At 66.5% G+C, this 25,114-nt stretch carries 24 protein-coding genes; 12 read left to right on the forward strand and 12 right to left on the reverse strand.

Annotated features, from left to right (window positions below):
* The first annotated feature begins 54 nt into the window (after positions 1-54).
* Positions 55-1,158: a nucleotidyltransferase family protein gene (locus ACG04Q_RS09145; RefSeq protein ID WP_394510599.1), complete on the forward strand. Its 1,104-nt coding sequence runs from the start codon at positions 55-57 to the stop codon at positions 1,156-1,158.
* Between the two features lie 56 nt (positions 1,159-1,214).
* Here ACG04Q_RS09145 and rfbC read toward each other — a convergent pair whose 3' ends face one another.
* From rfbC to ACG04Q_RS09185, 8 genes are read right to left on the reverse strand one after another with little or no spacing between them, the layout of a single operon-like run.
* Positions 1,215-1,766 carry a dTDP-4-dehydrorhamnose 3,5-epimerase gene (rfbC, locus tag ACG04Q_RS09150; RefSeq protein ID WP_394511339.1) on the reverse strand — a complete coding sequence of 184 codons (552 nt, stop codon included), beginning with the start codon at positions 1,764-1,766 and terminating at the stop codon, positions 1,215-1,217.
* An 8-nt stretch (positions 1,767-1,774) separates the two neighbouring features.
* Complete coding sequence (gene rfbA / locus ACG04Q_RS09155; RefSeq protein WP_394510600.1) at positions 1,775-2,662, reverse strand: glucose-1-phosphate thymidylyltransferase RfbA; 888 nt, start codon at positions 2,660-2,662, stop codon at positions 1,775-1,777.
* A 9-nt stretch (positions 2,663-2,671) separates the two neighbouring features.
* Complete coding sequence (gene rfbD / locus ACG04Q_RS09160; protein WP_394510601.1) at positions 2,672-3,553, reverse strand: dTDP-4-dehydrorhamnose reductase; 882 nt, start codon at positions 3,551-3,553, stop codon at positions 2,672-2,674.
* 2 nt (positions 3,554-3,555) lie between these two features.
* Positions 3,556-4,611, reverse strand: coding sequence for a dTDP-glucose 4,6-dehydratase (rfbB, locus tag ACG04Q_RS09165; RefSeq protein ID WP_394510602.1), 1,056 nt, complete (start codon positions 4,609-4,611; stop codon positions 3,556-3,558).
* Between the two features lie 3 nt (positions 4,612-4,614).
* Complete coding sequence (locus ACG04Q_RS09170) at positions 4,615-6,060, reverse strand: mannose-1-phosphate guanylyltransferase/mannose-6-phosphate isomerase (RefSeq protein WP_394510603.1); 1,446 nt, start codon at positions 6,058-6,060, stop codon at positions 4,615-4,617.
* A gap of 12 nt (positions 6,061-6,072) precedes the next feature.
* On the reverse strand, positions 6,073-7,086 hold the full coding sequence (galE, locus tag ACG04Q_RS09175) for a UDP-glucose 4-epimerase GalE (protein ID WP_394510604.1): 1,014 nt from the start codon (positions 7,084-7,086) through the stop codon (positions 6,073-6,075).
* The gene (locus ACG04Q_RS09180; protein ID WP_394510605.1) at positions 7,086-8,342 is read right to left on the reverse strand and encodes a hypothetical protein; all 1,257 of its coding nucleotides are present in this window, start codon (positions 8,340-8,342) and stop codon (positions 7,086-7,088) included. The genes galE and ACG04Q_RS09180 overlap by 1 nt, the downstream gene beginning before the upstream one ends.
* The gene (locus tag ACG04Q_RS09185) at positions 8,323-9,732 is read right to left on the reverse strand and encodes an undecaprenyl-phosphate glucose phosphotransferase (protein WP_394510606.1); all 1,410 of its coding nucleotides are present in this window, start codon (positions 9,730-9,732) and stop codon (positions 8,323-8,325) included. Before ACG04Q_RS09185 ends, ACG04Q_RS09180 begins: the two co-directional genes overlap by 20 nt.
* 105 nt (positions 9,733-9,837) lie before the next feature.
* On the opposite strand from ACG04Q_RS09185, the gene ACG04Q_RS09190 reads away from it, so the two are divergent.
* From ACG04Q_RS09190 to aspS, 6 genes are all read left to right on the forward strand, one after another.
* The gene (locus tag ACG04Q_RS09190) at positions 9,838-10,374 is read left to right on the forward strand and encodes a hypothetical protein (RefSeq protein WP_394510607.1); all 537 of its coding nucleotides are present in this window, start codon (positions 9,838-9,840) and stop codon (positions 10,372-10,374) included.
* Positions 10,371-11,933, forward strand: a complete 1,563-nt coding sequence (ubiB, locus tag ACG04Q_RS09195; RefSeq protein WP_394510608.1) for a ubiquinone biosynthesis regulatory protein kinase UbiB — start codon at positions 10,371-10,373, stop codon at positions 11,931-11,933. Before ACG04Q_RS09190 ends, ubiB begins: the two co-directional genes overlap by 4 nt.
* A gap of 64 nt (positions 11,934-11,997) precedes the next feature.
* Positions 11,998-13,461: a high affinity choline transporter 1 gene (locus ACG04Q_RS09200; protein ID WP_394510609.1), complete on the forward strand. Its 1,464-nt coding sequence runs from the start codon at positions 11,998-12,000 to the stop codon at positions 13,459-13,461.
* A 71-nt stretch (positions 13,462-13,532) separates the two neighbouring features.
* Positions 13,533-13,862 carry an FmdB family zinc ribbon protein gene (locus ACG04Q_RS09205; protein ID WP_394510610.1) on the forward strand — a complete coding sequence of 110 codons (330 nt, stop codon included), beginning with the start codon at positions 13,533-13,535 and terminating at the stop codon, positions 13,860-13,862.
* A gap of 11 nt (positions 13,863-13,873) precedes the next feature.
* Positions 13,874-14,557 carry a DUF502 domain-containing protein gene (locus ACG04Q_RS09210; RefSeq protein WP_394510611.1) on the forward strand — a complete coding sequence of 228 codons (684 nt, stop codon included), beginning with the start codon at positions 13,874-13,876 and terminating at the stop codon, positions 14,555-14,557.
* A gap of 98 nt (positions 14,558-14,655) precedes the next feature.
* On the forward strand, positions 14,656-16,446 hold the full coding sequence (aspS, locus tag ACG04Q_RS09215; protein WP_394510612.1) for an aspartate--tRNA ligase: 1,791 nt from the start codon (positions 14,656-14,658) through the stop codon (positions 16,444-16,446).
* A gap of 92 nt (positions 16,447-16,538) precedes the next feature.
* On the opposite strand, the gene ACG04Q_RS09220 is transcribed toward aspS, so the two are convergent.
* The 4 genes from ACG04Q_RS09220 to thiD form a co-directional block, all read right to left on the reverse strand.
* Complete coding sequence (locus ACG04Q_RS09220; protein ID WP_394510613.1) at positions 16,539-17,081, reverse strand: PEP-CTERM sorting domain-containing protein; 543 nt, start codon at positions 17,079-17,081, stop codon at positions 16,539-16,541.
* Between the two features lie 247 nt (positions 17,082-17,328).
* Positions 17,329-18,696 (reverse strand): UDP-N-acetylmuramate:L-alanyl-gamma-D-glutamyl-meso-diaminopimelate ligase, encoded by a 1,368-nt coding sequence (gene mpl / locus ACG04Q_RS09225; RefSeq protein ID WP_394510614.1) that lies wholly within the window; start codon positions 18,694-18,696, stop codon positions 17,329-17,331.
* A gap of 31 nt (positions 18,697-18,727) precedes the next feature.
* Positions 18,728-20,014 carry a glutamate-1-semialdehyde 2,1-aminomutase gene (hemL, locus tag ACG04Q_RS09230; protein WP_394510615.1) on the reverse strand — a complete coding sequence of 429 codons (1,287 nt, stop codon included), beginning with the start codon at positions 20,012-20,014 and terminating at the stop codon, positions 18,728-18,730.
* A gap of 18 nt (positions 20,015-20,032) precedes the next feature.
* Complete coding sequence (gene thiD, locus ACG04Q_RS09235; RefSeq protein WP_394510616.1) at positions 20,033-20,971, reverse strand: bifunctional hydroxymethylpyrimidine kinase/phosphomethylpyrimidine kinase; 939 nt, start codon at positions 20,969-20,971, stop codon at positions 20,033-20,035.
* Positions 20,972-21,153: 182 nt separating this feature from the next.
* On the opposite strand from thiD, the gene ACG04Q_RS09240 reads away from it, so the two are divergent.
* The 5 genes from ACG04Q_RS09240 (at position 21,154) to ACG04Q_RS09260 (ending at position 25,113) form a co-directional block, all read left to right on the forward strand.
* Positions 21,154-21,306, forward strand: a complete 153-nt coding sequence (locus ACG04Q_RS09240; protein WP_394471142.1) for a rubredoxin — start codon at positions 21,154-21,156, stop codon at positions 21,304-21,306.
* Positions 21,307-21,366: 60 nt separating this feature from the next.
* Positions 21,367-21,756, forward strand: a complete 390-nt coding sequence (locus tag ACG04Q_RS09245; RefSeq protein ID WP_394510617.1) for a response regulator — start codon at positions 21,367-21,369, stop codon at positions 21,754-21,756.
* A gap of 24 nt (positions 21,757-21,780) precedes the next feature.
* Positions 21,781-22,146, forward strand: a complete 366-nt coding sequence (locus tag ACG04Q_RS09250; protein ID WP_394510618.1) for a response regulator — start codon at positions 21,781-21,783, stop codon at positions 22,144-22,146.
* Positions 22,147-22,157: 11 nt separating this feature from the next.
* A complete protein-coding gene (locus ACG04Q_RS09255; RefSeq protein WP_394510619.1) occupies positions 22,158-22,688 on the forward strand; it encodes a chemotaxis protein CheW in 531 nt (176 codons plus the stop codon).
* A gap of 70 nt (positions 22,689-22,758) precedes the next feature.
* On the forward strand, positions 22,759-25,113 hold the full coding sequence (locus ACG04Q_RS09260) for a methyl-accepting chemotaxis protein (protein ID WP_394510620.1): 2,355 nt from the start codon (positions 22,759-22,761) through the stop codon (positions 25,111-25,113).
* The last annotated feature ends 1 nt before the right edge of the window (position 25,114 follow it).

Genomic DNA, 25,114 nt, shown 5'->3' on the forward strand with positions numbered 1-25,114 from the left:
GGCGCGGTCTTTGCTTGCCCGAGAATCGGTGCAACAAAAAACTGAGGGTAGGCAATGGCCAAAGCAATGATCCTGGCAGCCGGCCAGGGAACGCGGGTGCGTCCGCTGACGAAGTACACGCCCAAGCCCATGGTGCCCATCCTGGGCAAGCCGGTCATGGAGTACCTGGTGGAGCACCTGGCGCGCCATGGCGTCCGGGAGATCATGGTCAACGTGGCCTTCCTGCACTGGAAGATCGAGAACTATTTCGGCAACGGTGCGCGTTGGGGGGTGGAACTCGGTTATTCCTACGAGGGGGTCCGTGAGCAGGGTGAGGTGGTGTGCAAGCCGGTCGGGTCGGCCGGCGGCATGCGCAAGATCCAGGATTTCGGCGGCTTTTTCGACGAGACCTTCCTGGTGTTGTGCGGTGACGCGATCATCGACATGGACATCACGGCCGCGATCGCCGAGCACAAGGCCAAGGGCGCCATCGCCAGCGTCGTGACGCTGGACGTTCCGCGCGAGGACACGAAGAACTACGGCATCGTGGTTGCCGACGCGGACGGGCGGGTCACGTCCTTCCAGGAAAAGCCCAGACCCGAGGATGCGAAGAGCACGTTGGCCTCCACCGGCATCTACATCTTTGAACCCGAGGTGCTGGACCTGATCCCGCCGGGCAAGGAGTTCGACATTGGCAGCCAGCTGTTCCCGCTGCTGGTCGAGAAAGGCCTGCCGTTCTTCGCGCAGAACCGGCCGTTCAACTGGATCGACATCGGCCGGCTGACGGACTACTGGGCCGTCACGCAGCGCGTGCTGGCCGGCGAGGTGGCGCAGATGCAGGTGCCGGGGCGTGAAGTGCGCCCGCAGGTGTGGACAGGCCTCAACACGTCCGTGGACTGGGACAAGGTGCACATCGAGGGGCCCGTCTACATCGGCTCCAACGTGCGCATCGAGCCCGGTGCTCGCGTGGTAGGGCCGACCTGGATCGGCCATGGCTCGCATCTGCGCAGCGGCTGCACCGTGGAGCGATCGGTGCTCATTGAGCACACGCGCATTGGCGAGGGCATGACCGTGCGCGAGATGATCATCTCGCCTCAGTACTGCGTGGATCGCTCGGGGCACACCAGCTACGTTGGCGACGAAGTGACGCCACTGCGATGGGGCGACGCGCGCGCCTGACCGCACAAGACAACGGGCCCGAATCGGGCCCGTTGTTCATTCAGCATCGACCTTGGTCAGGCGAAGGTCTTCGCGTCCTTCAGCAGTGGTGCCGCCACATCCTTGGCCGACAGCTGCGGCGTGATGCCGTCCAGCGGCCATTGAATGCCAATGGCGGGATCGTCCCAGCGCACCGCGCCTTCGCATTCCGGTGCGTAGCGGCCGCTGGTCTTGTAGAGGAAGTCGGCGGTCTCACTGATGACGACGAAGCCGTGCGCGAAGCCGGGCGGAATCCACAGCTGACGGTGGTTGTCGGCCGTCAACTCGACGCCCGCCCAGCGGCCGAAGTTCGGGCTGGAGCGGCGCACGTCGACGGCCACGTCAAACACGGCGCCGGACGTGCAGCGCACCAGCTTGCCTTGGGGGTGCGGGTCGAGCTGGTAGTGCAGGCCGCGCAGCACACCTCGCGACGAGCGGGAATGGTTGTCCTGCACGAAATGGACGGCCTGCCCGAGCGCCTCGTTGAAGCGCGCCTCGTTCCAGCTCTCCATGAAGAAGCCGCGGGCGTCGCCGAACACCTTGGGCTCAACGATGCAGACCTCGGGCAGCGCGGTCGGCGTGACTTGCAGCAACATCGTCAGAACGCCTTCTCGACCAGCAGTTTCCGCAGGTACTGGCCATAGCCGTTCTTGGCGAGCGGCTTGGCCAGCGCTTCCAGTTGGGCGGCATCGATCCAGCCTGAGCGGAAGGCGATTTCCTCCGGGCAGGCAACCTTGAGGCCCTGACGCTTTTCCAGCGTCGCGATGAACTGGCCGGCCTCCATCAGGCTGTCGTGGGTGCCGGTGTCCAGCCACGCGTAGCCGCGGCCCATGATCTCGACGTTGAGCTGACCGCGCTTCAGGTACTCGGCGTTGACGTCGGTGATCTCCAGCTCGCCGCGTGCGCTGGGCTTGATGTTGGCGGCGATGTCGCAGACCTGCTCGTCGTAGAAGTACAGACCCGTGACGGCGTAGTTGCTCTTGGGCGCCTTGGGTTTCTCTTCGATGGACAGGGCACGTTGGTCGGCATCGAACTCGACGACGCCGTAGCGCTCGGGGTCGTGTACGTGATAGGCGAACACGCTGGCGCCCGCCGGCTGGCTCGTGGCATTGGCCAGCAGCCCGGCGAAATCATGGCCGTAGAAGATGTTGTCGCCCAGCACCAGCGCGCTGGGGGCGCCACCGACGAACTCGCGGCCCAGGATGAAGGCCTGCGCGAGGCCGTCAGGGCTGGGCTGCACGCAGTAGCTGATGTTCAGGCCCCAGCGGGCGCCGTCACCCAGCAGCGCTTCGAAGCGCGGCGTGTCCTGCGGCGTGCTGATGATGAGGATGTCCCGAATGCCCGCCAGCATCAGCGTGCTCAGCGGGTAATAGATCATCGGCTTGTCGTAGACCGGCAGCAGCTGCTTGCTGATGGCCAGCGTGGCGGGGTGCAGCCGCGTGCCCGAGCCGCCAGCGAGGATGATGCCCTTGCGGTTTTTCGTCATGGTGCGCTTTCAGAGGATCTCGTTGAGCATGCGTTCCACGCCCTGCTGCCAATCGGGCAGCCGCAGGCCGAAGCGCTGCTGCAGCTTGGTGGTGGACAGGCGTGAGTTCAGCGGGCGCTTGGCCGGCGTCGGGTAGTCGCTGGTCGGGATCGGCAGGATCTGATCGGGCGCGACCCTGATGTCCCGACCGCGCGAGCGCGCGAACTCGATGACGAAGCGGGCGTAGTCATGCCAGTTCGTCTCCCCACCGGCCACCGCGTGATAGGTGCCCGTCAGTGCCGGGTTCACGCGTGCCGCGCGCAGCATGTGGGTCGTCAGGTCGGCCAGCAGGTCGGCACCGGTGGGGGCGCCCACCTGATCGGCGATGACCTTGAGCTGGTCGCGCTCCGCGGCCAGCCGCAGCATGGTCTTGGCGAAGTTGCCGCCGCGTGCTGCATAGACCCAACTGGTGCGCAGGATCAGGTGCTGGCAGCCGCTCGCGCGGAGGGCGTCCTCCCCCTCGGCCTTGGTGCTGCCGTAGACGCTGAGCGGCGCGATGGGCGCATCCTCGTCGCGCGGCTGGTCACCGCTGCCGTCGAAGACGTAGTCGGTCGAGTAGTGCACCATCAGCGCGCCCAGCCGCTTGGCCTCGATGGCCAGCAGCGCAGGGGTGGATGCATTGATCTGGCGCGCCAGATCGGGCTCGCTCTCCGCCTTGTCGACGGCGGTGTGCGCCGCGGCGTTGACGATGACCTGGGGCGCGATGGCCTGAACACGAGCCAGCAATTGGTCCGGTTGCGTGAAGTCCCCGCCGTCATCGTGGTCCAGTGCGACGACCTCGCCGACCACGGCCAGCGAGCGTTGCAATTCCCAGCCGACCTGGCCGCCTTTGCCGAGCAGAAGAATCTTCATGGTCAGCTGTACTGCTTGGAGACCCATTCCTTGTAGGCGCCGCTTTGCACGCGGGCAACCCACTCGGGATGGTCCAGGTACCACTGCACCGTCTTGCGGATGCCGGTCTCGAAGGTCTCGGCCGGCCGCCAGCCCAGGTCACGCTCGATCTTGCGCGCATCAATCGCGTAGCGGCGATCGTGGCCGGGACGGTCCTTCACGTAGGTGATCAGGCGCGAGTAAGGGCCTTCGGCCGACGGGCGCAGTTCGTCCAGCAATGCGCACACTGTCTTGACGATGTCGATGTTGGCCTTCTCGTTCCAGCCGCCGATGTTGTAGGTCTCGCCCAGCGTGCCACCCGCGAGCACGGCGCGGATGCCGCTGCAGTGGTCGGTCACGTACAGCCAGTCACGGATTTGCTGGCCGTCACCGTAGACCGGCAGGGGCTTGCCTGCCAGCGCGTTGACGATCATCAGCGGGATCAGCTTCTCGGGGAAGTGATAGGGGCCATAGTTGTTGGAGCAGTTGGTGGTGACGACCGGCAGGCCATAGGTGTGGTGCCAGGCGCGCACCAGGTGGTCGCTGGCTGCCTTGCTGGCCGAGTACGGGCTGTTGGGCTCGTAGGGATTCGTCTCGGCGAAGGGCGGGTCGTTGGGCTTGAGCGAGCCGTAGACCTCGTCGGTGGACACGTGATGGAAGCGGAAGGCCGCCTTGGCCCCGCCCTCAAGGGATCCCCAGTAAGCACGCGCAGCTTCCAGCAGCGTGAACGTGCCGTCGACGTTGGTGCGCATGAAGGCGCCGGGGCCGCTGATGGAGCGGTCGACATGGCTCTCGGCGGCGAAGTGCACGATGGCGCGCGGCTTGTGCGTGGACAGCAGGCTGTCGATCAGCGCGCGGTCGCAGATGTCGCCCTTGACGAAGGTGTGGCGGGCGTCGCCGTCCAGCGAGGCCAGGTTCTCGAGGTTGCCGGCGTAGGTCAGCACATCGAGGTTGATGACGGGTTCGTCGGACTGGCGCAGCCAGTCGAGCACGAAGTTGCTGCCGATGAAGCCGGCGCCGCCGGTGACAAGGATGGTCATGGTTCAGGTTCTGCCGTAGGTGTCTTCGAAACGGACGATGTCGTCCTCGCCCAGATAAGAGCCGGACTGGACCTCGATGATCTCGAGCGGCACCTTGCCCGGGTTGGCGAGGCGGTGGGTCTGGCCCAGCGGGATGTAGGTGGACTGGTTCTCGGTCAGCAGGATGGTCTTGTCGCCGTTGACGATCTCGGCGGTGCCGCTGACGACAATCCAGTGCTCGGCGCGGTGGTGGTGCATCTGCAGGCTCAAGCTGGCGCCCGGCTTGACCATGATGCGCTTGACCTGGTGGCGCGGCCCGTTGTCGATGCTGTCGTACCAGCCCCAGGGGCGGTGCACCTTGCGGTGCAGCGCGTGCTCGCCACGCTGTTCCGCGCCCAGCCGGTTGACGATCTGCTTGACCTCCTGGCTGCGGGCGCGGTCGCTGACCAGCACGGCGTCGGCGGTCTCGACGACGACGATGTCCTTCAGGCCCACGACACCAACCAGTCGGCTCGTGGCGTGCACCAGCGTGTTCTGGCTGTCGGCGATGAGCGCATCGCCGACGAAGGCATTGCCGGCGTCGTCCTTGTCGGCCACCTGCCAGACGGCCTCCCAGGCGCCAAGGTCGTTCCAGCCGGCATCCAGCGCCACCATGCGCAGCGGGATGTCCGTGCCTGGGCAGCGCTCCATGACCGCATAGTCCACGGACTCGCTGGGCACGGTGGCGAACTCCGCCTTGCCGGGGCGCACGAACTTGTCGTCGGTCTTTCGGACCGCCCAGGCGGCCCGTGTTGCCGCCAGGATGTCAGGGCGGAAGCGCTCCAGCGCCTTGACCCACACGCTGGCGCGCAGCACGAACATGCCGGAGTTCCAGTAGTACTCGCCTTCGGCCAGGTAGCGTTGGGCGGTCTCGAGGTCGGGTTTCTCGACGAACTGGGCAACCGCCAGGCCGCTGGTGTCAGACTTCGTGCGGATGTAGCCGTAGCCGGTCTCGGGGCGGTCCGGCGTGATGCCGAGGATGGTGATGGCGCCTTCGGCGGCAATGCGGATGGCGTCCTGCAGGGCAGCCGTGAAGGCGGCGCCATTCGTGACCGTCTGGTCGGCCGGCGTGACGACGAGGATGGGATCCTGGCCGCCTTCCAGCGCTGCCAGCGCGGCCAGCGTCAGCGCGGGTGCGGTGTTGCGGCCCAGCGGCTCCAGCAGCACGCTGCCAGGCTCCTGGCGGGTCTCGCGCAACTGATCCAGCACCAGGAAACGGTGCTCCTCGTTGCCGACGATGCAAGGGGCGGCCAAGTCGAACTCGGGCGATGCCAGCGACGCGAGACGCCGTGCGGCCAGTTGGAACAGGCTTTCGTTGCCGGACAGCACGAGGAATTGCTTGGGATAGCCGGCGCGGGACAGCGGCCAGAGCCGCGTGCCGGAGCCACCGGCCATGATGACGGGCAGGACGGAAATCTTCTCGGTCGACATATCGGTATCAGTTCAGTTGAAGCCCTGCGGGTTGTTGTGCTGCCAGCGCCAGCTGTCTTCGCACATGCGGGCGAGATCCAGCTTGGCCTCCCAGCCAAGCAACTCACGCGCCAGCGCGGGATCGGCCCAGCAGGCGGCCACGTCGCCGGGGCGTCGCGGGACGATCTCGTAGGGCACTTTGCGGCCGCTGGCGGCCTCGTAGGCGCGTACCAGGTCCAGCACGCTGTAACCCTGGCCGGTGCCCAGATTCACCGTCAGCGAGCCGGGCTGGTCCAGCAGCCGGCGCAGTGCCGCGACATGGCCCTCGGCCAAGTCGGTCACGTGGATGTAGTCGCGCACGCCGGTACCGTCGGGCGTGGGGTAGTCGTTGCCGAACACGGACAGCGTGTCGCGCCGACCCACGGCAACCTGGGCGACATAGGGCATCAGGTTGTTGGGCGTGCCGCGCGGGTCTTCGCCGATGCGCCCGCTGGCGTGAGCGCCGACGGGGTTGAAATAACGCAGGCAGGCGGTCTGCCAGGCCGGATCTGCAACGCCGAGGTCGCGCAGGATCTGCTCGCCCATCAGCTTGGTCGCGCCATAGGGATTCGTCGCCGACGTGGGGGCATCCTCGCGCAGCGGCAGCCGCTCCGCCGCGCCGTAGACCGTCGCGCTGGAGCTGAACACGAAGCGCGAGCAGCCGTGCCGCTTCATCACCTCGCAGATGTTGAGGAGGCCACCGATGTTGTTGCGGTAGTAGGCCAGCGGCTGGCTGACGGACTCGCCCACCGCCTTGTAGGCGGCGAAGTGCACGACGGCGGCCGGCTTGTAGCGCTCGAAGATCTCGTCCATCTGCGCGGCATCGCCGACATCGCCGCGTTCGAACTCGATGGGCGCCGAGGACAGTTCGGCCAGGCGCTCCAGCACCCGCGGCGAGCTGTTGCTGAAGTTGTCGACGCCGACGACGCGGTAGCCGGCCTCTTGCAGCGCGAGCCAGGTGTGCGAGGCGATGTAGCCGGCGGCGCCGGTGAGCAAAATGGTGGTCATTAGTAAACGAGCGCCTGCCCTGTGCAGCCGTAACTGCCGGCGCTGTAAACGTATTGCGGAATGCTGCTGTCGCGACTTACGTGGTCATATTGACAGCCAAAGCTGAATCCACGATAAAAAGCCCAGCGCAGCCCTAGGCTGTAGGATTTTGTGTCGTCCAGCGATGATCGAATAACGATGTCAGTGCTGCTGGTGCGGCGGGCTTTGTTGTTGCTCAGGTGTGCATGGAGGCCGATTTTGCTGGTTAGCGCGTAGTCGGCCCCGAAGTCCCAAATGGTATAGATGCGGTTCAAATCACTGCTGCGAATGGCGCTTTCCAAGCCGGTGTCCCGTGAATGTTGCAGTTCGAACCTCAATTTGGCAGAAGGCACCCAAGTCCAGCCGATCGCACCTGTCGTTCCGCTGAAGTCGCTCACCAACTCGTTCAAGCTGTTCTTGGTATTGCTGCGACTGACGCGCGTATTGAGAGTGCTGTGCCCACCGACACTCCATCGCGTTGTGAAATCAAAGTCGTTGCGTACGTATTTGTTTGACTTCGTCACGGCTACGATTTCCGCCGTATCGGGGTTGATGGCAAAGCCGGCGGGATAGCGAGGGTTGCTTCCATCGGTACGGCGCAGAACAAGCCCCAGTCTTAAATTGCCGGCTGGCGTAAGGTAAGCGCCTAACGATGTTGCATGTTGGTTGTATATGAAGCGGTTGTATTCTTCCGCCGTGAAATTTTTGCGTCTGTAAACCCAAGCGCCTTCAAGCAAGTATCGAGTGGCAAGGCCGAGGCGTGCTACCGCCTTATATTCGTCCTTCTTTTCAATATTCTTCTTGAATATCGGATTTATCCCGTTGCCTATGTTAAAGTCGGCTAGGGTCTGCTCCGATTTTGCGCTGAGAACGCCAGATAAATTTCCCGCCGTTTGCCAGTTCAAGGCGGCTGCAATGCTATAGGCACGATAGTTGAGGGCGCTATTCGTGCGGTAACGGTTGTTTTGCAGTGAGGTATCGAGTTTGAGATGCTGGCGGCCAAAGCGTTGGTCGATGCCGGCAAGTAGTCCGGCACTGATGACGCTGTCACTGTTCGGCGTGTCGGTTTGCCGGTATACGTTCGACACGTGCGAGACGCCCAGCGAACCGCCGGCGTAGAACGGCGCGGCGTCGTCCGTCTGCGCCGACGCAGCGTGCGCGAGCGACGCCATCGCGACCAGCAGCGCCAGCCGGCTGATGCGGGGTGGGTGAGGGGGCTTAGTAGGCATGACGATCAAACACCACCAGTCGCACGGTGCGCAGGATGATCTGCAGATCCAGCGCCAGCGACCAGTTGCGCAGGTACTCCAGGTCGTATTCGACGCGCGCCACCATCTTGTCGATGGTGTCCGTCTCGCCGCGCAGGCCGTTGACCTGGGCCCAGCCGGTGATGCCCGGCTTGACCTTGTGTCGCACCATGTAGGCCTTGATGAGCTTGCGGTACTCCTCGTTGTGGGCCACCGCGTGCGGTCGCGGGCCCACGATGCTCATGCGGCCCTGCAACACGTTGATGAACTGGGGCAGTTCATCCAGCGAGGTCTTGCGGATGAAGGCGCCGAACGGCGTGATGCGCGAATCGCCCTTGGTGGCCTGCTTGACGACTGCGCCATTGTCCTGTGTGCGCATCGAGCGGAACTTGTAGACGATGATTTCCTCACCATCCAGCCCGTTGCGGCGCTGCTTGAAAATGACCGGGCCCGGCGAGCTCAGCTTCACGCCGATGGCCAGCGCCAGCAGGATGGGCGAGATCAGCACCAGGATGATGGACGCCAGCACGATGTCGCTGATGCGCTTGATCAACTGGTTGGTGCCCGTGAACGGCGTCTCGCAGATGCCCACGACCGGCACACCGTTCATGTCCTGCAGCCGGCCCTGGATGATGCTGATGCCGAACACGTCCGGCACGAAGAACAGCGACGCCGTGGTGCCCTGCACCTGCTCCAGCAGCTCCACGATGCGCGGCTGCGAACCGAGCGGCAGCGTGATGTAGACCTCTCGTACGCCCTTCTCGCGCACGAATTCGCTGAGCTTGGACAGCGGCCCCAGTAGCTCCGAACCGGCATCGGGGTGCAGGCGCTCGCGGTTGCGGTCATCGAAGTAGCCCAGGCAGATGACGCCCTGCGAGTCGCGTAGCGCCTTGGTCACCTTGTGGCCCAGCGGCCCGGCGCCGACGATGACGGCCGTGCGGCGCGCGCTGGGGTCGCGTGCCCGCCAGCGCTGCACGCGACGGCCCGTCTCGATCGCGATGACCTGGAGAACGGGCGTGATGACGGCCCACCAGATCAGCACTTCTTCCTCGAAATAGTGCAGGCTGTTCGTCGCATAGCCGCACAGCGCCAGGATGCCCAGCAGCACCAGCCAGGACGACACGACGTCGACAAAGGCGCTGGCCGGGTGGTCGTTGAAGCGGTTGCGCCCCGGGAACGTGAGGGCGAACACCAGCAGGCACAGCGTCAGCGTGGGGCGCATGACCGGCTCGTCGAAATGGCCGTTCACGAGCAGGAACGTCAGGACGATGATTCCGGGCTCAAGAAATGCGGCGATCAGTGACTCGACCGACTGCGGTGCGCTGTAGAACGTTCTCTTGTAGCTGCGATCCTCGAACATCGTGACAGGTCGGTGGCCCAAATGGGCATTGGCTTGCAAAAAGCGATCCGGGATTCTCCCCCAACAATTTTGACAGTCGTTGCGGGGGCGTCCCCTGTTCAGGGTCCGCTGCCTACAATCTTGACCATGCCCGCCCCTTGGCCTCTGCCCTCCCTGTCCCCGCTGCTGATGCCGGCCCTGCAAGACCGTCTCGTGCTGCTCATCAACCACGTCGTCTCGCGCGAGCCCATCGCCGCACAACGGCTGCAGCCGCTGGCTGGCCGAGGCCTGGTCGTCCACCTCGCCGGCTGGCCGTCGCTGCTTCCGGCCGCGCCCGACCTGGTGCTGGGCGTCACCCCCGCGGGCCTGTTCGAGCGGCTGGACGCGCCGCCCGCCGGCCTCGGCGGTCTGCGTATAGAGATCGACGCGGCCAACCCGGCCAAGCTCGCGCTGGGCGCCCTCAGCGGCGAGCCGCCGCGCGTGTCCGTGCAGGGTGATGCTGCCTTTGCCGGCGAGATGCATTGGCTGATGGACAACCTGCGCTGGGACGTCGAGGACGACCTGGCCGGCATCGTCGGCCCGCTGGCAGCCCGCCAGCTGGCGCAGTTTGGCCGTGCGCTGCGCCGCACCCTGTCGGGCGCGGCGGCACGCCTGACGCCCAAGATGGCCGGTAGCGGCGCATGAGGTTTGTCTCCCGGCTGCTGGTCATCCTGTGGACGATCTGGCGCTTCGGCCTCGATGACCTGGCGCTGTCCGGCCTGAGCCAGCGGCGCTTCCAGCTTCTGCGGCGCATCACGCGGCTGGGCCGGCGCTGGCAGGAGCCTCGCGGCGTGCGGCTGCGCCTCGCCTTGGAGCGCCTGGGCCCCATTTTTGTGAAGTTCGGGCAGGTGCTGTCCACGCGGCGCGACCTGCTGCCGCTGGACGTGTCGCTGGAGCTGGCCAAGCTGCAGGACCGCGTGCCACCGTTCCCGGCGGCGTTGTCGCGCGAGCTGGTGGAGCGCGCCTTCGGCCGTCCGCTGACCGAGCTGTTCGCCAGCTTCGATGCAGAGCCGGTGGCGAGCGCGAGCATCGCGCAGGTGCATTTTGCGACGCTGATGGACGGCCGCGAGGTGGCCGTGAAGGTGCTGCGCCCTGGCATGCTGGACGTCATCGACGACGATCTGGCCCTGATGCGCCAGGTCGCGGTCTGGGTGGAGCGCTTCTCGGCGGATGGCCGCCGGCTGAAGCCGCGCGAGGTGGTCGCCGAGTTCGACATGTATCTGCATGACGAACTGGACCTGGTGCGCGAGGCTGCCAATGCCGCGCAGCTGCGCCGCAACATGGACGGCCTGGGCCTCGTCATGGTGCCCGAGATGCACTGGGACCTGTGCAGCCCTGAAGTCATCGTCATGGAGCGCATGAAGGGTGTGCCCATTTCCCAGCGCGCCGTGCTGGAAGAGGCGGGCATCGACATCAAGAAGCTGGCCCGCGACGGCGTGACCATCTTCTTCACGCAGGTGTTCCGCGACGGTTTCTTCCACGCCGACATGCACCCCGGCAACATCCAGGTGAGCCTGGCGCCCGAGACCTTCGGCCGCTACATCGCACTGGACTTCGGCATCATCGGCACGCTGACCGAGGTGGACAAGGACTACCTCGCGCAGAACTTCATCGCCTTCTTCCAGCGCGACTACAAGCGCGTGGCCGAGCTGCACATCGCGTCCGGCTGGGTGCCGCCCGAGACCCGCGTCGATGCGCTGGAGAGCGCGGTCCGCGCCGTCTGCGAGCCTCATTTCGACCGCCCGCTGAAGGACATCTCGCTGGGCCAGGTGCTGATGCGCCTTTTCCAGACCTCGCGCCGCTTCAATGTCGAGATCCAGCCGCAACTGGTGCTGCTGCAGAAGACGTTGCTCAACGTCGAAGGCTTGGGTCGCCAGCTGGACCCCGAGCTGGACCTGTGGGCCACGGCCAAGCCCTTCCTGGAGCGCTGGATGAATGAACAGGTCGGCTGGCCGGCGTTCAACAAGCAGCTCATGAAGGAGGCGCCGCGCTTCGCTCAGCTCGTGCCCGAGCTCCCGCGGTTGCTGCATGACGCGTTGAAGAACCAGGCGCAGCGCCGTGGCGACGCCGAGCTGAAGGCGCTGGTGCGCGAGCTGCGCAGCACCAACCGGCTGCTGTCCGGTCTGTTGTGGGGTGGTGTCGGCTTCGCGGCTGGCATCACGCTTGCGTGGCTGGCTCTGCGCTTTCTGGACCTCGGCCTCTAGGCCCGCGCCGGCGACCCGCCTTCATAATCCGCGCCAAATTTTTGGCCCCACGCGTCCCTCGCCCATGAACACCACGCTCATCGTCTTCGTCGTGCTCTATCTGCTCGGCACGCTGGGCATCGGCGTCTGGGCCGGCACGCGGGTCAAGAACACCAGCGATTTCGCGGTGGCCGGCCGCAGCCTGCCGCTGGTCATGGTCATCACGACGACCTTCGCCACCTGGTTTGGTGCCGAAACGGTCATGGGCATTCCCGCCAAGTTCGTGCAGGGCGGCCTGAACGCCATCGTGGAAGACCCCTTCGGCGCCGGCCTGTGTCTGGTGCTGGTGGGCGCCTTCTTCGCGGCCAAGCTCTACCAGAAGAACCTGCTGACCATCGGCGACTTCTACCGCCAGCGCTACGGCAAGGGTGTGGAGATTTTCTGCTCGCTGGCCATCATCCTGAGCTACCTGGGCTGGGTGGCCGCGCAGGTCACGGCGCTGGGGCTCGTCTTCAACATCCTCACCAATGGGGCGATGAGCCCGCAGATGGGCATGATCGTCGGGCTGCTGGCGGTGCTGATCTACGTCGTCATCGGCGGCTTCCTGGCCGTGGCCTGGACCGACTTCATCCAGATGATCGTGCTGGTCATCGGCCTCTCTGTCATCGCGGTGTTCTCGGCCGACCTGGCCGGCGGCGCTGGCGTGGTGCTGGACCTGGCAGCCTCCAAGGACCTGGGCAAGTTCCTGCCCGAGCCGAGCTTCACGCAGATCGCGATGTTCCTCGGCGCGGCCCTCACCATGATGCTGGGCTCCATCCCGCAGCAGGACGTGTTCCAGCGCGTGATGTCCGCCAAGGACGCCAAGACCGCCCAGCGCGGCGCCATCATCGGTGGCTTCAGCTACATCGCCTTCGCCTTCGTGCCGATGTTCATCGTGCTGGCCGCGGTGGCCGTCATGGGTGACAAGGCGCTGGACCTCGCACAGAACGACTACCAGCGCGTGCTGCCCACCTTCATCATGGGCCACATGCCGCTGCTGATGCAGATCCTGTTCTTCGGCGCACTGCTTTCGGCCATCAAGAGCACCTCGTCGGCCACGCTGCTGGCGCCCACGACCAGCTTCGTGGAGAACATCCTCAAGCAGATCCGTCCCGGCATGAGCGACCGCCAGCAGCTCGTGGCCATGCGGGTGACGCTGGTCATCTTCGCGGCCTGCGTGCTGGCCTACTCCATCGCGCTGCAGGGCACGCCCATCTATGAAATGGTGAGCGCGGCCTACCAGGTCACGCTGGTGGCGGCCTTCGTGCCGCTGGTGTTCGGGCTGTATTGGCAGCGCGCCACCACGCAGGGTGCCATCTTCTCGATCTTTGCCGGCATCGCCGTCTGGGTCGCGTTCTTCCCGCAGGTGACGACCTGGGGCGAGTTCTTCCCGGGCCAGCTCGCCGGGCTGCTGGCAGCGCTTGCCGGCATGGTGATCGGCTCGCTGATGCCGCAGGTCCTGACTAACCGGCACGAGCACGTCAGCCACCATCTCCACCCCCATCCTTGAGCCCCGGGGGTTGAAGCTGGCGCGGTGGCCCTAAAATCGCGGGTTTTGCCCAACCCTCCTTTTGCACCACCATGCCCATCTATGCCTATCGCTGCAGTGCCTGTGGCCATGCCAAGGACGTGCTGCAAAAGCTCTCTGATGCTCCCCTGACCACCTGCCCGGCCTGTGGCGCCGAAGCCTTCGGCAAGCAGGTGACGGCTGCCGGCTTCCAGCTCAAGGGCTCGGGCTGGTACGTGACCGACTTCCGCGGCGGCAGCGGCGGCGGTGCGGCCGCTGGGGCGGCTACCGGGGCCGCAGCAGCCACTGCGCCGGCCGCCGAGCCGGCCAAGGCGGATTCGGCGGCCTCCGAGCCGTCCGCCGGCGCGTCCACCGCTTGCGGCGGCTCTTGCGCCTGCCATTGAAGCGGGTCGACGTGGGCGCCTCACTTCGCAAATACCTCGTCGCCGGCCTGCTGGTCTGGTTGCCGCTGGCCATCACCGTCTGGGTGCTGGCCGGGGCGCTGGATGTGGTCAACGGCGTTTTTGGCGCTCTGCTGTCCACGCTGGCGCTCATCATGCCCACCGCCTGGCGCGAGGGCATCCTGAGCCTGCAGCATGTGCCCGGGCTGGGCCTGGTGATCCTGGCAGTCGGCCTGCTGGCCACGGGCGTCTTCGTTGCCAACATCTTCGGCCAGTGGTTGCTGACGCAGTGGGACCGGCTGATGTCCCACATCCCCATCGTCAAGAGCATCTACAGCTCGGTCAAGCAGGTGTCTGACACGCTGTTTTCCAGCAGCGGCAATGCGTTCCGCGAGGCCGTGCTGGTCCAGTACCCGCGCGCCGGTTCCTGGACCATCGCGTTCGTGACGGGGGCGCCCAGCGGTGAAGTGGCCTGCCAGCTGGACGGCGAACATGTCAGCCTCTACGTGCCAACGACGCCCAATCCGACGTCCGGCTTCTTCCTCATCGTGCCGCGCGCCGACGTACGGCCGCTGCAGATGACGGTTGATGAGGCGCTGAAGTACATCATCTCCATGGGCACCGTGGCGCCTCTGCCGCACCCGGGTCAGCCCTGCGAGGCGCTGGCCGATGCCCCGCAACAGCCAGGCCGAAATTAGAAGGGTTGAGCGCCCCGGCCGGCGTTCAATCCTCAGAGCCGCGAGCTCATCAGCGCCTCCACCCAGAACATTCCCAGAAAAGAATCCGGAGTAATCCCATGCGTACCTGCTATGCCGGCCAAGTCAGCGAAAAGCTGCTCGACCAGACCGTGACCCTGATGGGCTGGGCCCATCGCCGCCGCGACCACGGCGGCGTCATCTTCATCGACCTGCGCGACCGCGAAGGCCTGGTCCAGGTCGTCTGCGACCCCGACCGCGCCGAGATGTTCAAGATCGCCGAAGGCGTGCGCAGCGAGTTCTGCCTGAAGATCATCGGCAAGGTGCGGGCCCGCCCGGCCGGCACCGAGAACGCCAACCTCGTCAGCGGCAAGGTCGAGATCCTGTGCCACGAGATCGAGGTGCTGAACCCGTCGGTGGCCGTGCCCTTCCAGCTCGACGACGACAACCTGTCCGAGACGACCCGCCTCACGCACCGCGTGCTGGACTTGCGCCGCCCGTACATGCAGAACAACCTGATGCTGCGCTACCGCGTCGCGATGGAAGTGCGCAAGTTCCTGGACGAGCACGGCTTCATCGACATCGAGACACCCATGCTCACGAAGAGCACGCCCGAAGGCGCGCGCGACTACCTCGTGCCCAGCCGCGTGCACGACGGCCACTTCTTCGCGCTGCCGCAGTCGCCGCAGCTGTTCAAGCAGCTGCTGATGGTGTCGGGCTTCGACCGCTACTACCAGATCACCAAGTGCTTCCGTGACGAGGACCTGCGCGCCGACCGTCAGCCCGAGTTCACGCAGATCGATATCGAGACCTCCTTCCTGACGGAAGAGGAGATTCGCTCGATGTTCGAGGGCATGATCCGCCACGTCTTCCGCAAGAACCTGAACGTCGAGCTGGGCGACTACCCGGTCATGAAGTACGCGGAGGCCATGCACCGCTTCGGTTCCGACAAGCCCGACCTGCGCGTGAAGCTTGAGTTCACCGAGCTGACCGACGCGATGACCACCGTCGACTTCAAGGTGTTCTCCGGCCCGGCCACGACGCCGGGCGGCCGCGTCGTCGCGCTGCGCGTGCCGGGTGGTGCGGCCATGAGCCGCGGCGAGATCGACGCCTACACCGAGTTCGTCAAGATCTACGGCGCCAAGGGTCTGGCCTGGATCAAGGTCAACGAAGTGGCCAAGGGCCGCGAGGGCCTGCAGTCGCCCATTGTCAAGAACCTGCACGACGAGGCCGTCGCCGAGATCCTCAAGCGCACCGGCGCGCAGGACGGCGACCTGCTGTTCTTCGGTGCCGACAAGGCCAAGGTCGTCAACGACGCCATCGGCGCGCTGCGCCTGAAGGTGGGTCACAGCGAGTTCGGCAAGGCCAATGGCCTGTTCGAGGACAAGTGGGCGCCGCTGTGGGTGGTCGACTTCCCGATGTTCGAGCACGACGAGGAGAACGACCGCTGGGCGGCCGTTCACCACCCGTTCACGGCGCCCAAGGACGGGCACGAGGATCTGATGACGTCGGACCCGGGCAAGTGCATCGCCAAGGCCTACGACATGGTGCTCAACGGCTGGGAACTGGGCGGTGGCTCGGTGCGTATCCACCGCGCCGACGTGCAGGCCAAGGTCTTCGCCGCGCTGAACATCAGCGAGGAAGACCAGCGCATCAAGTTCGGCTTCCTGCTGGACGCGCTGCAGTACGGCGCGCCCCCGCACGGTGGCCTGGCCTTCGGCCTGGACCGCATCGTCACGATGATGACCAAGGCCGAGTCCATCCGCGACGTGATCGCCTTCCCCAAGACCCAGCGCGCCCAGTGCCTGCTGACCGGCGCGCCGTCGCTGGTCGACGAGAAGCAGCTGCGCGAGTTGCACATCCGCCTGCGCAACGCGACAGCCGCGGCCTGATCAAGCGGCGCTGAAGCCACTGAACCCCGCGCTGGCAGTGCCGACCGCGGGGTTTGTTGTTTCTGCGTGAGCGCGGCGGGCGGTGCGCCCGGTCAGGTTTGTTTGCTGCGGGCCGTCCGGCGCCGGGCGAGCGCGCCCAGTGAGGCCAGGCCGCCGGCCAGCAGTGCGCCGCTCGCCGGTTCGGGCACGGGCGTTGCCAGCCCGGCGTACATCACGAACAGCTGCGAGCCTTCCAGGCCAGGGCCGCCGCCGGTGATGCCGTTGGCGATGTAGTAGCTGCCGTTGAAGAAGATGTCCAGCCGCGGCCCCATGTCGAAGCCGTTGATGTTGACCTGCAGGTAGGCGCCGCTCGCGAACACCGAGTCATCCAGGCTGAAGATCTGGACATAGTTGCCGTTGATGACCTGCACCCGCTCCGTGCCGAGGTTCGCCAGCAGCACGCCGCCGGTGGGGCGGTCATAGATACCCTCGGTGTAGACCATGTACGGCGAGGCCGTGATCCGGTTGCCGAATCCGTCCGTCAGGACGCCGGCGATCTCCAGGGACGTGCTGTCGGCCTTGGCGTGCAACGTGCCCAGCACCAGCGCGGCACAGGCGGCCGCGCGGAGTGCGGCGGCAAGCGGACGAGAATTCATGGTTGGGCTCCTGGCGGGCTCACGGCGACTTGCGCGAGCGTCGCCATTTCAAGTCCGTCACCGTGCGGCGGCCACCCCTAACCGCAAAGTGCCTCAGCAGGTGCGGGCCGCACCCGACTGCCCTGGGTGTGTGCCGCCAGCGCGGCCAAGCTTTGCAGTGCCTTGCCGTGAATGCCGCTCCTCGGACCGTTAGGTCCGGGCGGCCAAGCTTTGCAATAGCTTGTCGTGAATGCCGCTCCTCGGACCGTCAGGTCCGGGCGGCCAAGCTTTGCAATAGCTTGTCGTGAATGCCGCCAAAACCGCCGTTGCTCATGCACAGCAGATGGTCGCCCGGCCGGGCCGCCTTCACGACGGCGGCCACCAGCGCGTCGACATCCGCGCCGACGACCGCCTGGGCACCCATCGGCGCCAGCGCGTCCTTGGCATCCCAGCTCAGCCCCTGCTGGTTGCAGAAGGCCAGATCCGCCTCCTCCAGCGCCCAGGGCAGTTGTGCTTTCATCGTGCCCAGCTTCATCGTGTTGGAGCGCGGCTCGAAGATGGCCAGGATGCGGTCGGCCGGCGCAATGCGGCGGCGCAGGCCGTTGATGGTGGTGCGGATGGCCGTCGGATGGTGGGCGAAGTCGTCGTACACCTTGATGCCGCCGGCCTCACCGCGCAGCTCCATGCGCCGGCGCACGTTCTGGAACTCGGCCAGCGCTGTCGCCGACCGCTCCGGCGACACGCCCACATGCTCGGCCGCCGCGATGGCCGCCAGCGCGTTGAGCTGGTTGTGTTCGCCGATCAGGCCCCACTCGACGCGCGCGACCTTGAGGCTGCCGCGCAGCACGTCGAAGGCCTGAGGCTCGCCGCGGGCGCGCAGCATGCCGGCTTCTTCCTTCTTGGCGCCGAAGCGCTGCACCTCGCTCCAGCAGCCGCGCGCGATGACGCGCTGCAGTGCCTCCTCGCGGGCGTTGACGACGAGGCGGCCGCTGGCCGGCACGGTGCGCACGAGGTGATGGAACTGGGTCTCGATGGCCGCCAGGTCCGGAAAGATGTCGGCGTGGTCGTGCTCGAGGTTGTTCAGGATGGCCGTGCGCGGGCGGTAGTGCACGAACTTGCTGCGCTTGTCGAAGAAGGCCGTGTCGTACTCGTCGGCTTCGATGACGAAGGGCGCGCCTTCGCCCAGCCGGGCCGACACGCCGAAGTTCTGCGGCACGCCGCCGACCAGGAAGCCTGGCTTCAAACCGGCATGCTCCAGGATCCACGCCAGCATGGAGGTCGTCGTGGTCTTGCCATGCGTGCCGGCCACGGCCAGCACGTGGCGGCCCTGCAGGACGTGCTCGGCCAACCACTGCGGGCCCGACACATAGGGCAGGCCGGCATCCAGGATGGCCTCCATCAGCGGGAAGCGCTCGCCGCGCGTGACGACGTTGCCGATGACGAAGACATCGGGCTTGAGCGCCAGCTGCTCGGCGCCGAAACCTTCGATGAGCTCGATGCCCAGCGCCTCGAGCTGGGTGCTCATGGGCGGATAGACGTTGCCGTCGCAGCCGGTCACGCGATGGCCGGCCTCGCGGGCCAGCGCCGCGAGGCCACCCATGAAGGTGCCGCAGATGCCGAGGATGTGGAGATGCATGTCGGGATCGCTCCCGCAGGAGCGCCTGGGTTCAGCGCAGGGCGGTGCGCGCGGCCGCGAGGGTGGCGTCGATGTCGGCCTGGCTGTGGGCCGCCGACACGAAGCCCGCCTCGTACAAGGCCGGAGCAAGATAGATGCCGGCATCCAGCATCGCGTGGAAGAAGCGGTTGAAGCGCTCCTTGTCCGTCGTCATCACGGTGGTGTAGTTCTGCGGCAGCTCGGGCAGCAGGAAGAAGCCGAACATGCCGCCCTCGCTGTCGGCGCTGAACGGCACGCCGTTCTCGGCGGCGATCGCCTTCAGGCCGTCGACCAGTTGCTGCGTGCGGGCGGACAGTGCGTCGAAGAAGCCGGGCTTCTGGATCTCGCGCAGCGTCGCCAGCCCGCAGGCGGTGGCCACCGGGTTGCCCGACAGCGTCCCGGCCTGGTAGACGCCGCCCAGCGGCGCCAGGTGCTGCATGACCTCGCGCCTGGCACCGAAGGCCGCCAGCGGCATGCCGCCGCCGATGACCTTGCCGAACACCGAGATGTCGGGCGCGAAGCCGGGGATGAGCTTGGCGTAGTGCGACTGTGCGGAGCCCAGCGCGACGCGGAATCCCGTCATGACCTCGTCCAGCACCAGCAGCGCGCCGTGCTTGGTGCACAGCTCGCGCATCGCCGTCATGAACGGCACCGACGCGCGCACGAAATTCATGTTGCCGGCGATGGGCTCGACGATGACGCAGGCCAGCTCCGCGCCATGCTCTGCGAAGGCGGCTTCGAGCTGCTCGACGTTGTTGTATTCCAGGACCACCGTGTCGGCGGCCGCGCCGGGCGTCACGCCGGCGCTGGTGGGGTGGCCGAAGGTGGCCAGGCCGGAGCCGGCCTTCACCAGCAGCGCGTCCGTGTGGCCGTGGTAGCAGCCCTCGAACTTGATGAACTTCGGGCGCCCGGTGGCGCCGCGCGCCAGGCGGATGGCGCTCATCGTCGCCTCGGTGCCCGAGCTGACCAGGCGCACCTGGTCCATGCTGGGCACGAGCTTGAGGATCTCCTCGGCCAGTTCGATCTCGCGCTCGGTCGGCGCGCCGAAGGAGAAACCTTCGGCCGCAGCCTTGGTCACCGCTTCCAGCACGGCCGGGTGGCCGTGGCCCAGGATCATCGGCCCCCAGGAGCCGATGTAGTCCACATAACGCTTGCCTTCTGCGTCGAAGATGTAGGCGCCCTCGCCGCGGGCGATGAAGCGCGGCGTGCCGCCGACAGCGCGGAAAGCGCGCACGGGTGAGTTCACGCCGCCGGGAATCACGCGCGTGGCGCGTTCAAACAACTGGGAATTGGTAACCATCGGAAAGGAAGGTGAGGTTCAGTGCATGCGCCGCGGCGTCTTGGGCGGCTGTTCCGGCTCGATGTCCTCAAACGCCGGTTCCGCGGCTTCCTCGTCCGCCGGCGGCAGTGCCCAGAAGAAGCGGTCGGGCACGACATTGCCCATGCCGGGCCGGAAGCCTGCGTCCAGCGACTGGTCCAGGAAGGACAGCGCCTCGCTGACGGCCGAATGCAGCTCGGCGCCCACGGACAGCAGCGCGGCCAGCGCGGCAGCCAGCGTGTCGCCCGCGCCGACGAACGTCGTCTCGAAGCGCTCGAACTTCTCGCCGGTGATGGGTCCGGAGGCGTTGGCCAGCACGTTGTCCACATACTGGTTGGGCAGCTGGATGCCGGTCACCAGCACGTGCTGGGTGCCCGACTGTGCGGCCGCCACGGCCAGCTCGCGGGCGGACGGTGCGCGCTCGTTGTCCCAGTCGGGCAGCAGGAAATCGGTCAGCGTCTTGTGGTTGCCCACCAGCACGGCCGTTTGCGGCAGCACCAGCTCGCGCAGCGCGTCCAGGTACTGCTGCTGCTCGTCCTCGTCGATCCAGGCCACCGACGGCAGGTAGGTCACCAGGGGCACATCGGGGTAGTCGCTCAGCACCTCCGCGACGGCGCTGACGCCTTCCGCATTGCCCAGGAAGCCGACCTTCCAGGCCGTGATGGGCACGTCCTCCAGGATGTGGCGGGCCTGCTCGGCGATGGTGTCGGGGTCGAGGTTGACGTGTTCGAACGTCTCGGCCGTGTCGCGCAGCACGACGGCCGACACGACCGGCAGGCAGTGGGCGCCCATGGCCGCGATGGTGGCGATGTCGCCGGCCAGGCCGCCGGCGCCGGAGGCGTCGCTCGCGTTGAAGCTCAGCACGCAGGCTGGCGGCGGGCTTTCCTCGTCTTGAGGCTGGCCGACCTCGGGGTCGGTGGGGTGGGAGGTTGGGCTCATCTGGAGTTCTTGGCGGTCGCGGCCAAAGAGCTGCCGCAAAGCGTGGAGTCTGCCGCTAAAAGGGCTGTTCCGAGGGCCTGGGCCCAGGCGTTTGCCCTCAGCATTGCGCTGTCGGCCCCTGGCTAGAATGATTTGATTGTAGTGAGCAAACTCTGAGCAACGTGAGCGAACCCAGTACCTGGATGTGCCTGATCTGCGGATGGATCTACGACGAGGAAACGGGTGATCCCGAGCATGGCATTGCGCCAGGCACCAAATGGGCCGACGTCGACATGAACTGGGTCTGCCCCGACTGCGGCGCCCGCAAGGAAGATTTCGAGATGGTGCGCATCTGACGCGGCACTGCAGAGGTCAATCGGGCCCGGGCCCGCGCTGAAGTTCCCAGGAGACAAGGTTTGAACGAGCAAGTTTCCGCTGCGGGGCCCACCCGGGTCCTGGTCATCGACGACAGCAACACCATCCGCCGCAGTGCCGAGATCTTCCTCAAGCAGGGCGGCCACGAGGTGGCCCTGGCCGAAGACGGCTTCGACGCGCTGTCCAAGCTGGGCGACTTCCATCCCGATCTGGTCTTCTGCGACATCCTGATGCCGCGACTGGACGGCTACCAGACCTGCGCCATCATCAAGCGCAACCCGGAGTTCTCGGGCGTGCCGGTCATCATGCTGTCGTCCAAGGACGGCCTGTTCGACAAGGCGCGCGGGCGCATGGTGGGGTCGCAGGACTACCTGACCAAGCCGTTCACCAAGGACCAGCTGCTTCAGGCGGTGCTGCAGCACCGGCCCTGACAAGCATCCACTGAGAGAAACCCCATGAGCATCCACAACATCCTGCTGGTTGACGACTCCAAGACCGAGCTGCATGCGCTCTCGGAGATGCTGACCAAGCGCGGCTACACCGTCCGCACCGCCGAGAACGGCGAAGAGGCCATGAAGCGCCTGGCCGAGGCCAAGCCCGACCTGATCCTGATGGACGTCGTCATGCCCGGCCAGAACGGCTTCCAGCTGACGCGCGCCATCACGCGCGACGAACGCTACGCCGGTGTGCCCGTCATCATGTGCACCAGCAAGAACCAGGAAACCGACAAGGTCTGGGGCATGCGCCAGGGCGCCAGCGACTACGTCGTCAAGCCGGTCAAGGCCGAAGAGCTGCTGGCCAAGATCAAAGCCCTCGGCTGAAGGCAAAGCGCATGGCCAACAAGACCGCGCTCCGTGAACTGCAACAGCGGCTGGCCGAGCGCATGCAGGCCGCGCGTGAGACCACGCTCATCGCGAACTGGCTCGCGGTGGATTGCGCCGGCGTCGGCCTGCTTTTCTCGCTGAAGCAGGCCAGCGAAATCTTCGCGCCCGTGCCCATCAAGCCCGTGCCTTACGCCAAGCCCTGGCTGGCCGGTGTGGCCAACCTGCGCGGCGGTCTGTTCACGGTCGTGGACCTGGCCGTCTATCTCGGGCTGCGCGAACCGTCGCCGGGCCGCCTGGTGTCGGCGCAGACGCGGCTGGTGTCGCTGAGCAGCGAACTGAACCTCAACTGCGCACTGTTGGTCGACCGCCTGGCCGGGCTGCGCAGTGACGAACAACTGCCGCTGGCCGCCGAGCAGCCTGCCGGGCCGCTGCCCCGCTTCGCCGGGGCGTTGCGCCGCGACGATGCCGGTCGGCAATGGCAGGAAATCAATCTGGAAGCGTTGTCCAGGCAGGAGAACTTCCTGCACATCGTCGCGTGATGCGCGCTTTCTAGTCTCTGAAGTCCGCGCGGGAAAGCGGACGTCACAAACACTGAAGAACGAGGGTGAGATGAGCCTGTTGGACAAGATCAGGGGAAAGTCCGAAGCCGACGAGTCGCCGCTGGCGGCGCCCGTCGAAGCGGCCGATACGACCATCGACACGCGCGGCATCGGCTTTGACGGCACACGCCCCGCCGACTCCACCCTCGCCGGTGCCGATCTGCCGCGTCCCGAGACGCCATCCATCATCTCGCCGGCCATGCCCACGGAGCCGGGCCCCAACAGCGAGTTTCCGGCCAGCACGATGAACTTCGCGCCGACCACGCAGGCGGCCGACCCCACGTCGCTGCCGTCGCTGGACACGCCGCCCTCCGGGCCGGCCAAGCTGGGCGAGTTGTTCGGTCGCCACCGCCAGCGCGTGCTGACGGGTCTGGTGGCCCTGGGCTTCGTCGGCACGGCGCTGTCGGTCTCGCTGGTGCTGGTGTCGTCCAACCGCAGCGCCGCGCAGGTGCGCGCTGCTGGTCAGGCGCTGATGCACTCGCAGCGGATGGCCAAGTCCGTGTCCGCCGCGCTGGTGGGCAACCAGGCCGCGTTCGGCGAACTGCGCGAGTCGGTCAGCACGCTGAGCAGCGTGGTCGGCAACCTGCGCACCGGCCAGGGTGACCTGGCCATCGCGCCGGCCGCCGTGCAGCCCGTGCTGGAGACGCTCAAGCCGCTGGTCGAGCGTGCCGAGAAGAACGGCAAGGTCGTGCAAGGCCAGGAAAAGATCCTGACGCAGGTGGGTTCCGCGCTGCGCGCGATCAACCGCCAGTCCAGCGACCTGCTGGAAAGCGCCGAGGCCGTGTCATCTCAAGCGCTGCAGATCGGCTCGTCGGCGGGCGAGGTGTCCGCCGTCGGTCAGCTGGTCATGCTGACGCAGCGTATCGGCAAGAGTGCCAACGAATTCCTGACGCAGGAAGGCGTGAGCCCCGAGGCCGTGTTCCTGCTGGGCAAGGACTTGAACTCCTTCAAGCTCATCACCGAGGCTCTGATCAACGGCAGCCCCGAGCTGCGCCTGAACGCCGCCCGCGACCCGCAGCTGAAGGAACGTCTGCAGACGCTGCTGAAGCAGTACGAGCAGACCCGCACGCAGGCCTCCGCCATTCTGGGCAATCTGCAGGGCCTGGTGTCGGCGCGTGAGGCGCAGACGGCCATCCTGGGCGACTCCGAACCGCTGCGCAAGGGCCTGGAGCAGGCCGCTGCCGACCTGGAAAAGTCCGGCGGTGCAGGTTGGGGCCTGATCCTGCTGCTGATCGCGTCGCTGGCCGCGCTGGTGACCGGCGCTGTCGGTTTCCTGCGGCTGTACCTGGCCGACCAGGCCGGCCGCGCCGAGCTGGCCGAGGCCCAGCGCCGCGAAGCCGAAGCGCAGGAGCAGGAGGCCAAGCGCGTCAACGACGCCAACCAGGCGGCCATTCTGCGGCTGATGAACGAACTGTCCACGGTCGCTGAAGGTGACCTGACGCAACAGGCCACGGTGACGGAGGACATCACCGGCGCCATCGCCGACTCGGTGAACTACACCGTGGAAGAGCTGCGCAACCTGGTGGGCCAGGTGCAGGCCACGGCGGCCCGCGTGACGGACACCACCGGCGCGGTGGACCAGACGTCCACCGACCTGCTGGCCGCGTCCAAGGAACAGCTGCACGAGATCCGCGCGACCGGCGAGGCCGTGCTGGGCATGGCGAGCCGCATTACCGAGGTGTCCGCGCAGGCGCAGACGACTGCCGAGGTGGCGCGCAAGAGCCGGGAAGCTGCCGAGCAGGGTCTCTCCGCGATGCAGAACAACATCGCCGGTATGAACGCCATCCGCGACTCCATCCAGGAAACGTCCAAGCGCATCAAGCGGCTGGGCGAGTCGTCGCAGGAAATCGGCGAGATCACGGAGCTGATCTCGGACATTACGGAACAGACCAATGTGCTGGCGCTGAACGCGGCCATCCAGGCCGCCTCCGCCGGTGAAGCCGGTCGCGGCTTCTCGGTGGTTGCGGAAGAAGTGCAGCGGCTGGCCGAACGCTCCGGCGACGCGACGCGCCGGATTGCCGCGCTGGTCAAGACCATTCAGACCGACACCCACGACGCCGTGGCCGCCATGGAGCGCTCCACGCGCGGTGTGGTGGAAGGTACCCAGCTGTCCGACGCGGCCGGCCGCGCGCTGGAAGACATCGACAGCGTGTCCCGCCAGCTGGACGAACTCATCGTGCGCATCTCCTCGCAGGCCCAGCAGGAAGCCGAGCATGCCAACGAGGTGGCGTCCAACATCCAGCACATCTTTGCCGTGACGGAGCAGACCTCCGAGGGCACGCGCTCCACGGCGCAGATGGTGCATGAACTGTCGCGGTCCGCGGAGGCGCTGCGCGCATCCGTGTCGCGATTCAAGGTCGCCTGAC

The organism is Pelomonas lactea (genome assembly GCF_043555885.1).
Lineage (GTDB): Bacteria > Pseudomonadota > Gammaproteobacteria > Burkholderiales > Burkholderiaceae_C > Pelomonas > Pelomonas lactea.

Excerpts from the sequence above, each read along its gene's own strand:
- rfbD (WP_394510601.1), bottom strand. The coding sequence starts at position 3,553 with ATGAAGATTCTTCTGCTCGGCAAAGGCGGCCAGGTCGGCTGGGAATTG.
- galE (WP_394510604.1), bottom strand. The coding sequence starts at position 7,086 with ATGACCACCATTTTGCTCACCGGCGCCGCCGGCTACATCGCCTCGCAC.
- ACG04Q_RS09170 (WP_394510603.1), bottom strand. The coding sequence starts at position 6,060 with ATGTCGACCGAGAAGATTTCCGTCCTGCCCGTCATCATGGCCGGTGGC.
- ACG04Q_RS09220 (WP_394510613.1), bottom strand. The coding sequence starts at position 17,081 with ATGAATTCTCGTCCGCTTGCCGCCGCACTCCGCGCGGCCGCCTGTGCC.
- ACG04Q_RS09255 (WP_394510619.1), top strand. The coding sequence starts at position 22,158 with ATGGCCAACAAGACCGCGCTCCGTGAACTGCAACAGCGGCTGGCCGAG.
- ACG04Q_RS09145 (WP_394510599.1), top strand. The coding sequence starts at position 55 with ATGGCCAAAGCAATGATCCTGGCAGCCGGCCAGGGAACGCGGGTGCGT.
- ACG04Q_RS09200 (WP_394510609.1), top strand. The coding sequence starts at position 11,998 with ATGAACACCACGCTCATCGTCTTCGTCGTGCTCTATCTGCTCGGCACG.
- ACG04Q_RS09190 (WP_394510607.1), top strand. The coding sequence starts at position 9,838 with ATGCCCGCCCCTTGGCCTCTGCCCTCCCTGTCCCCGCTGCTGATGCCG.
- ACG04Q_RS09250 (WP_394510618.1), top strand. The coding sequence starts at position 21,781 with ATGAGCATCCACAACATCCTGCTGGTTGACGACTCCAAGACCGAGCTG.
- mpl (WP_394510614.1), bottom strand. The coding sequence starts at position 18,696 with ATGCATCTCCACATCCTCGGCATCTGCGGCACCTTCATGGGTGGCCTC.
- aspS (WP_394510612.1), top strand. The coding sequence starts at position 14,656 with ATGCGTACCTGCTATGCCGGCCAAGTCAGCGAAAAGCTGCTCGACCAG.
- thiD (WP_394510616.1), bottom strand. The coding sequence starts at position 20,971 with ATGAGCCCAACCTCCCACCCCACCGACCCCGAGGTCGGCCAGCCTCAA.
- ACG04Q_RS09260 (WP_394510620.1), top strand. The coding sequence starts at position 22,759 with ATGAGCCTGTTGGACAAGATCAGGGGAAAGTCCGAAGCCGACGAGTCG.
- ubiB (WP_394510608.1), top strand. The coding sequence starts at position 10,371 with ATGAGGTTTGTCTCCCGGCTGCTGGTCATCCTGTGGACGATCTGGCGC.
- hemL (WP_394510615.1), bottom strand. The coding sequence starts at position 20,014 with ATGGTTACCAATTCCCAGTTGTTTGAACGCGCCACGCGCGTGATTCCC.
- ACG04Q_RS09240 (WP_394471142.1), top strand. The coding sequence starts at position 21,154 with ATGTGCCTGATCTGCGGATGGATCTACGACGAGGAAACGGGTGATCCC.
- rfbA (WP_394510600.1), bottom strand. The coding sequence starts at position 2,662 with ATGACGAAAAACCGCAAGGGCATCATCCTCGCTGGCGGCTCGGGCACG.
- ACG04Q_RS09205 (WP_394510610.1), top strand. The coding sequence starts at position 13,533 with ATGCCCATCTATGCCTATCGCTGCAGTGCCTGTGGCCATGCCAAGGAC.
- rfbB (WP_394510602.1), bottom strand. The coding sequence starts at position 4,611 with ATGACCATCCTTGTCACCGGCGGCGCCGGCTTCATCGGCAGCAACTTC.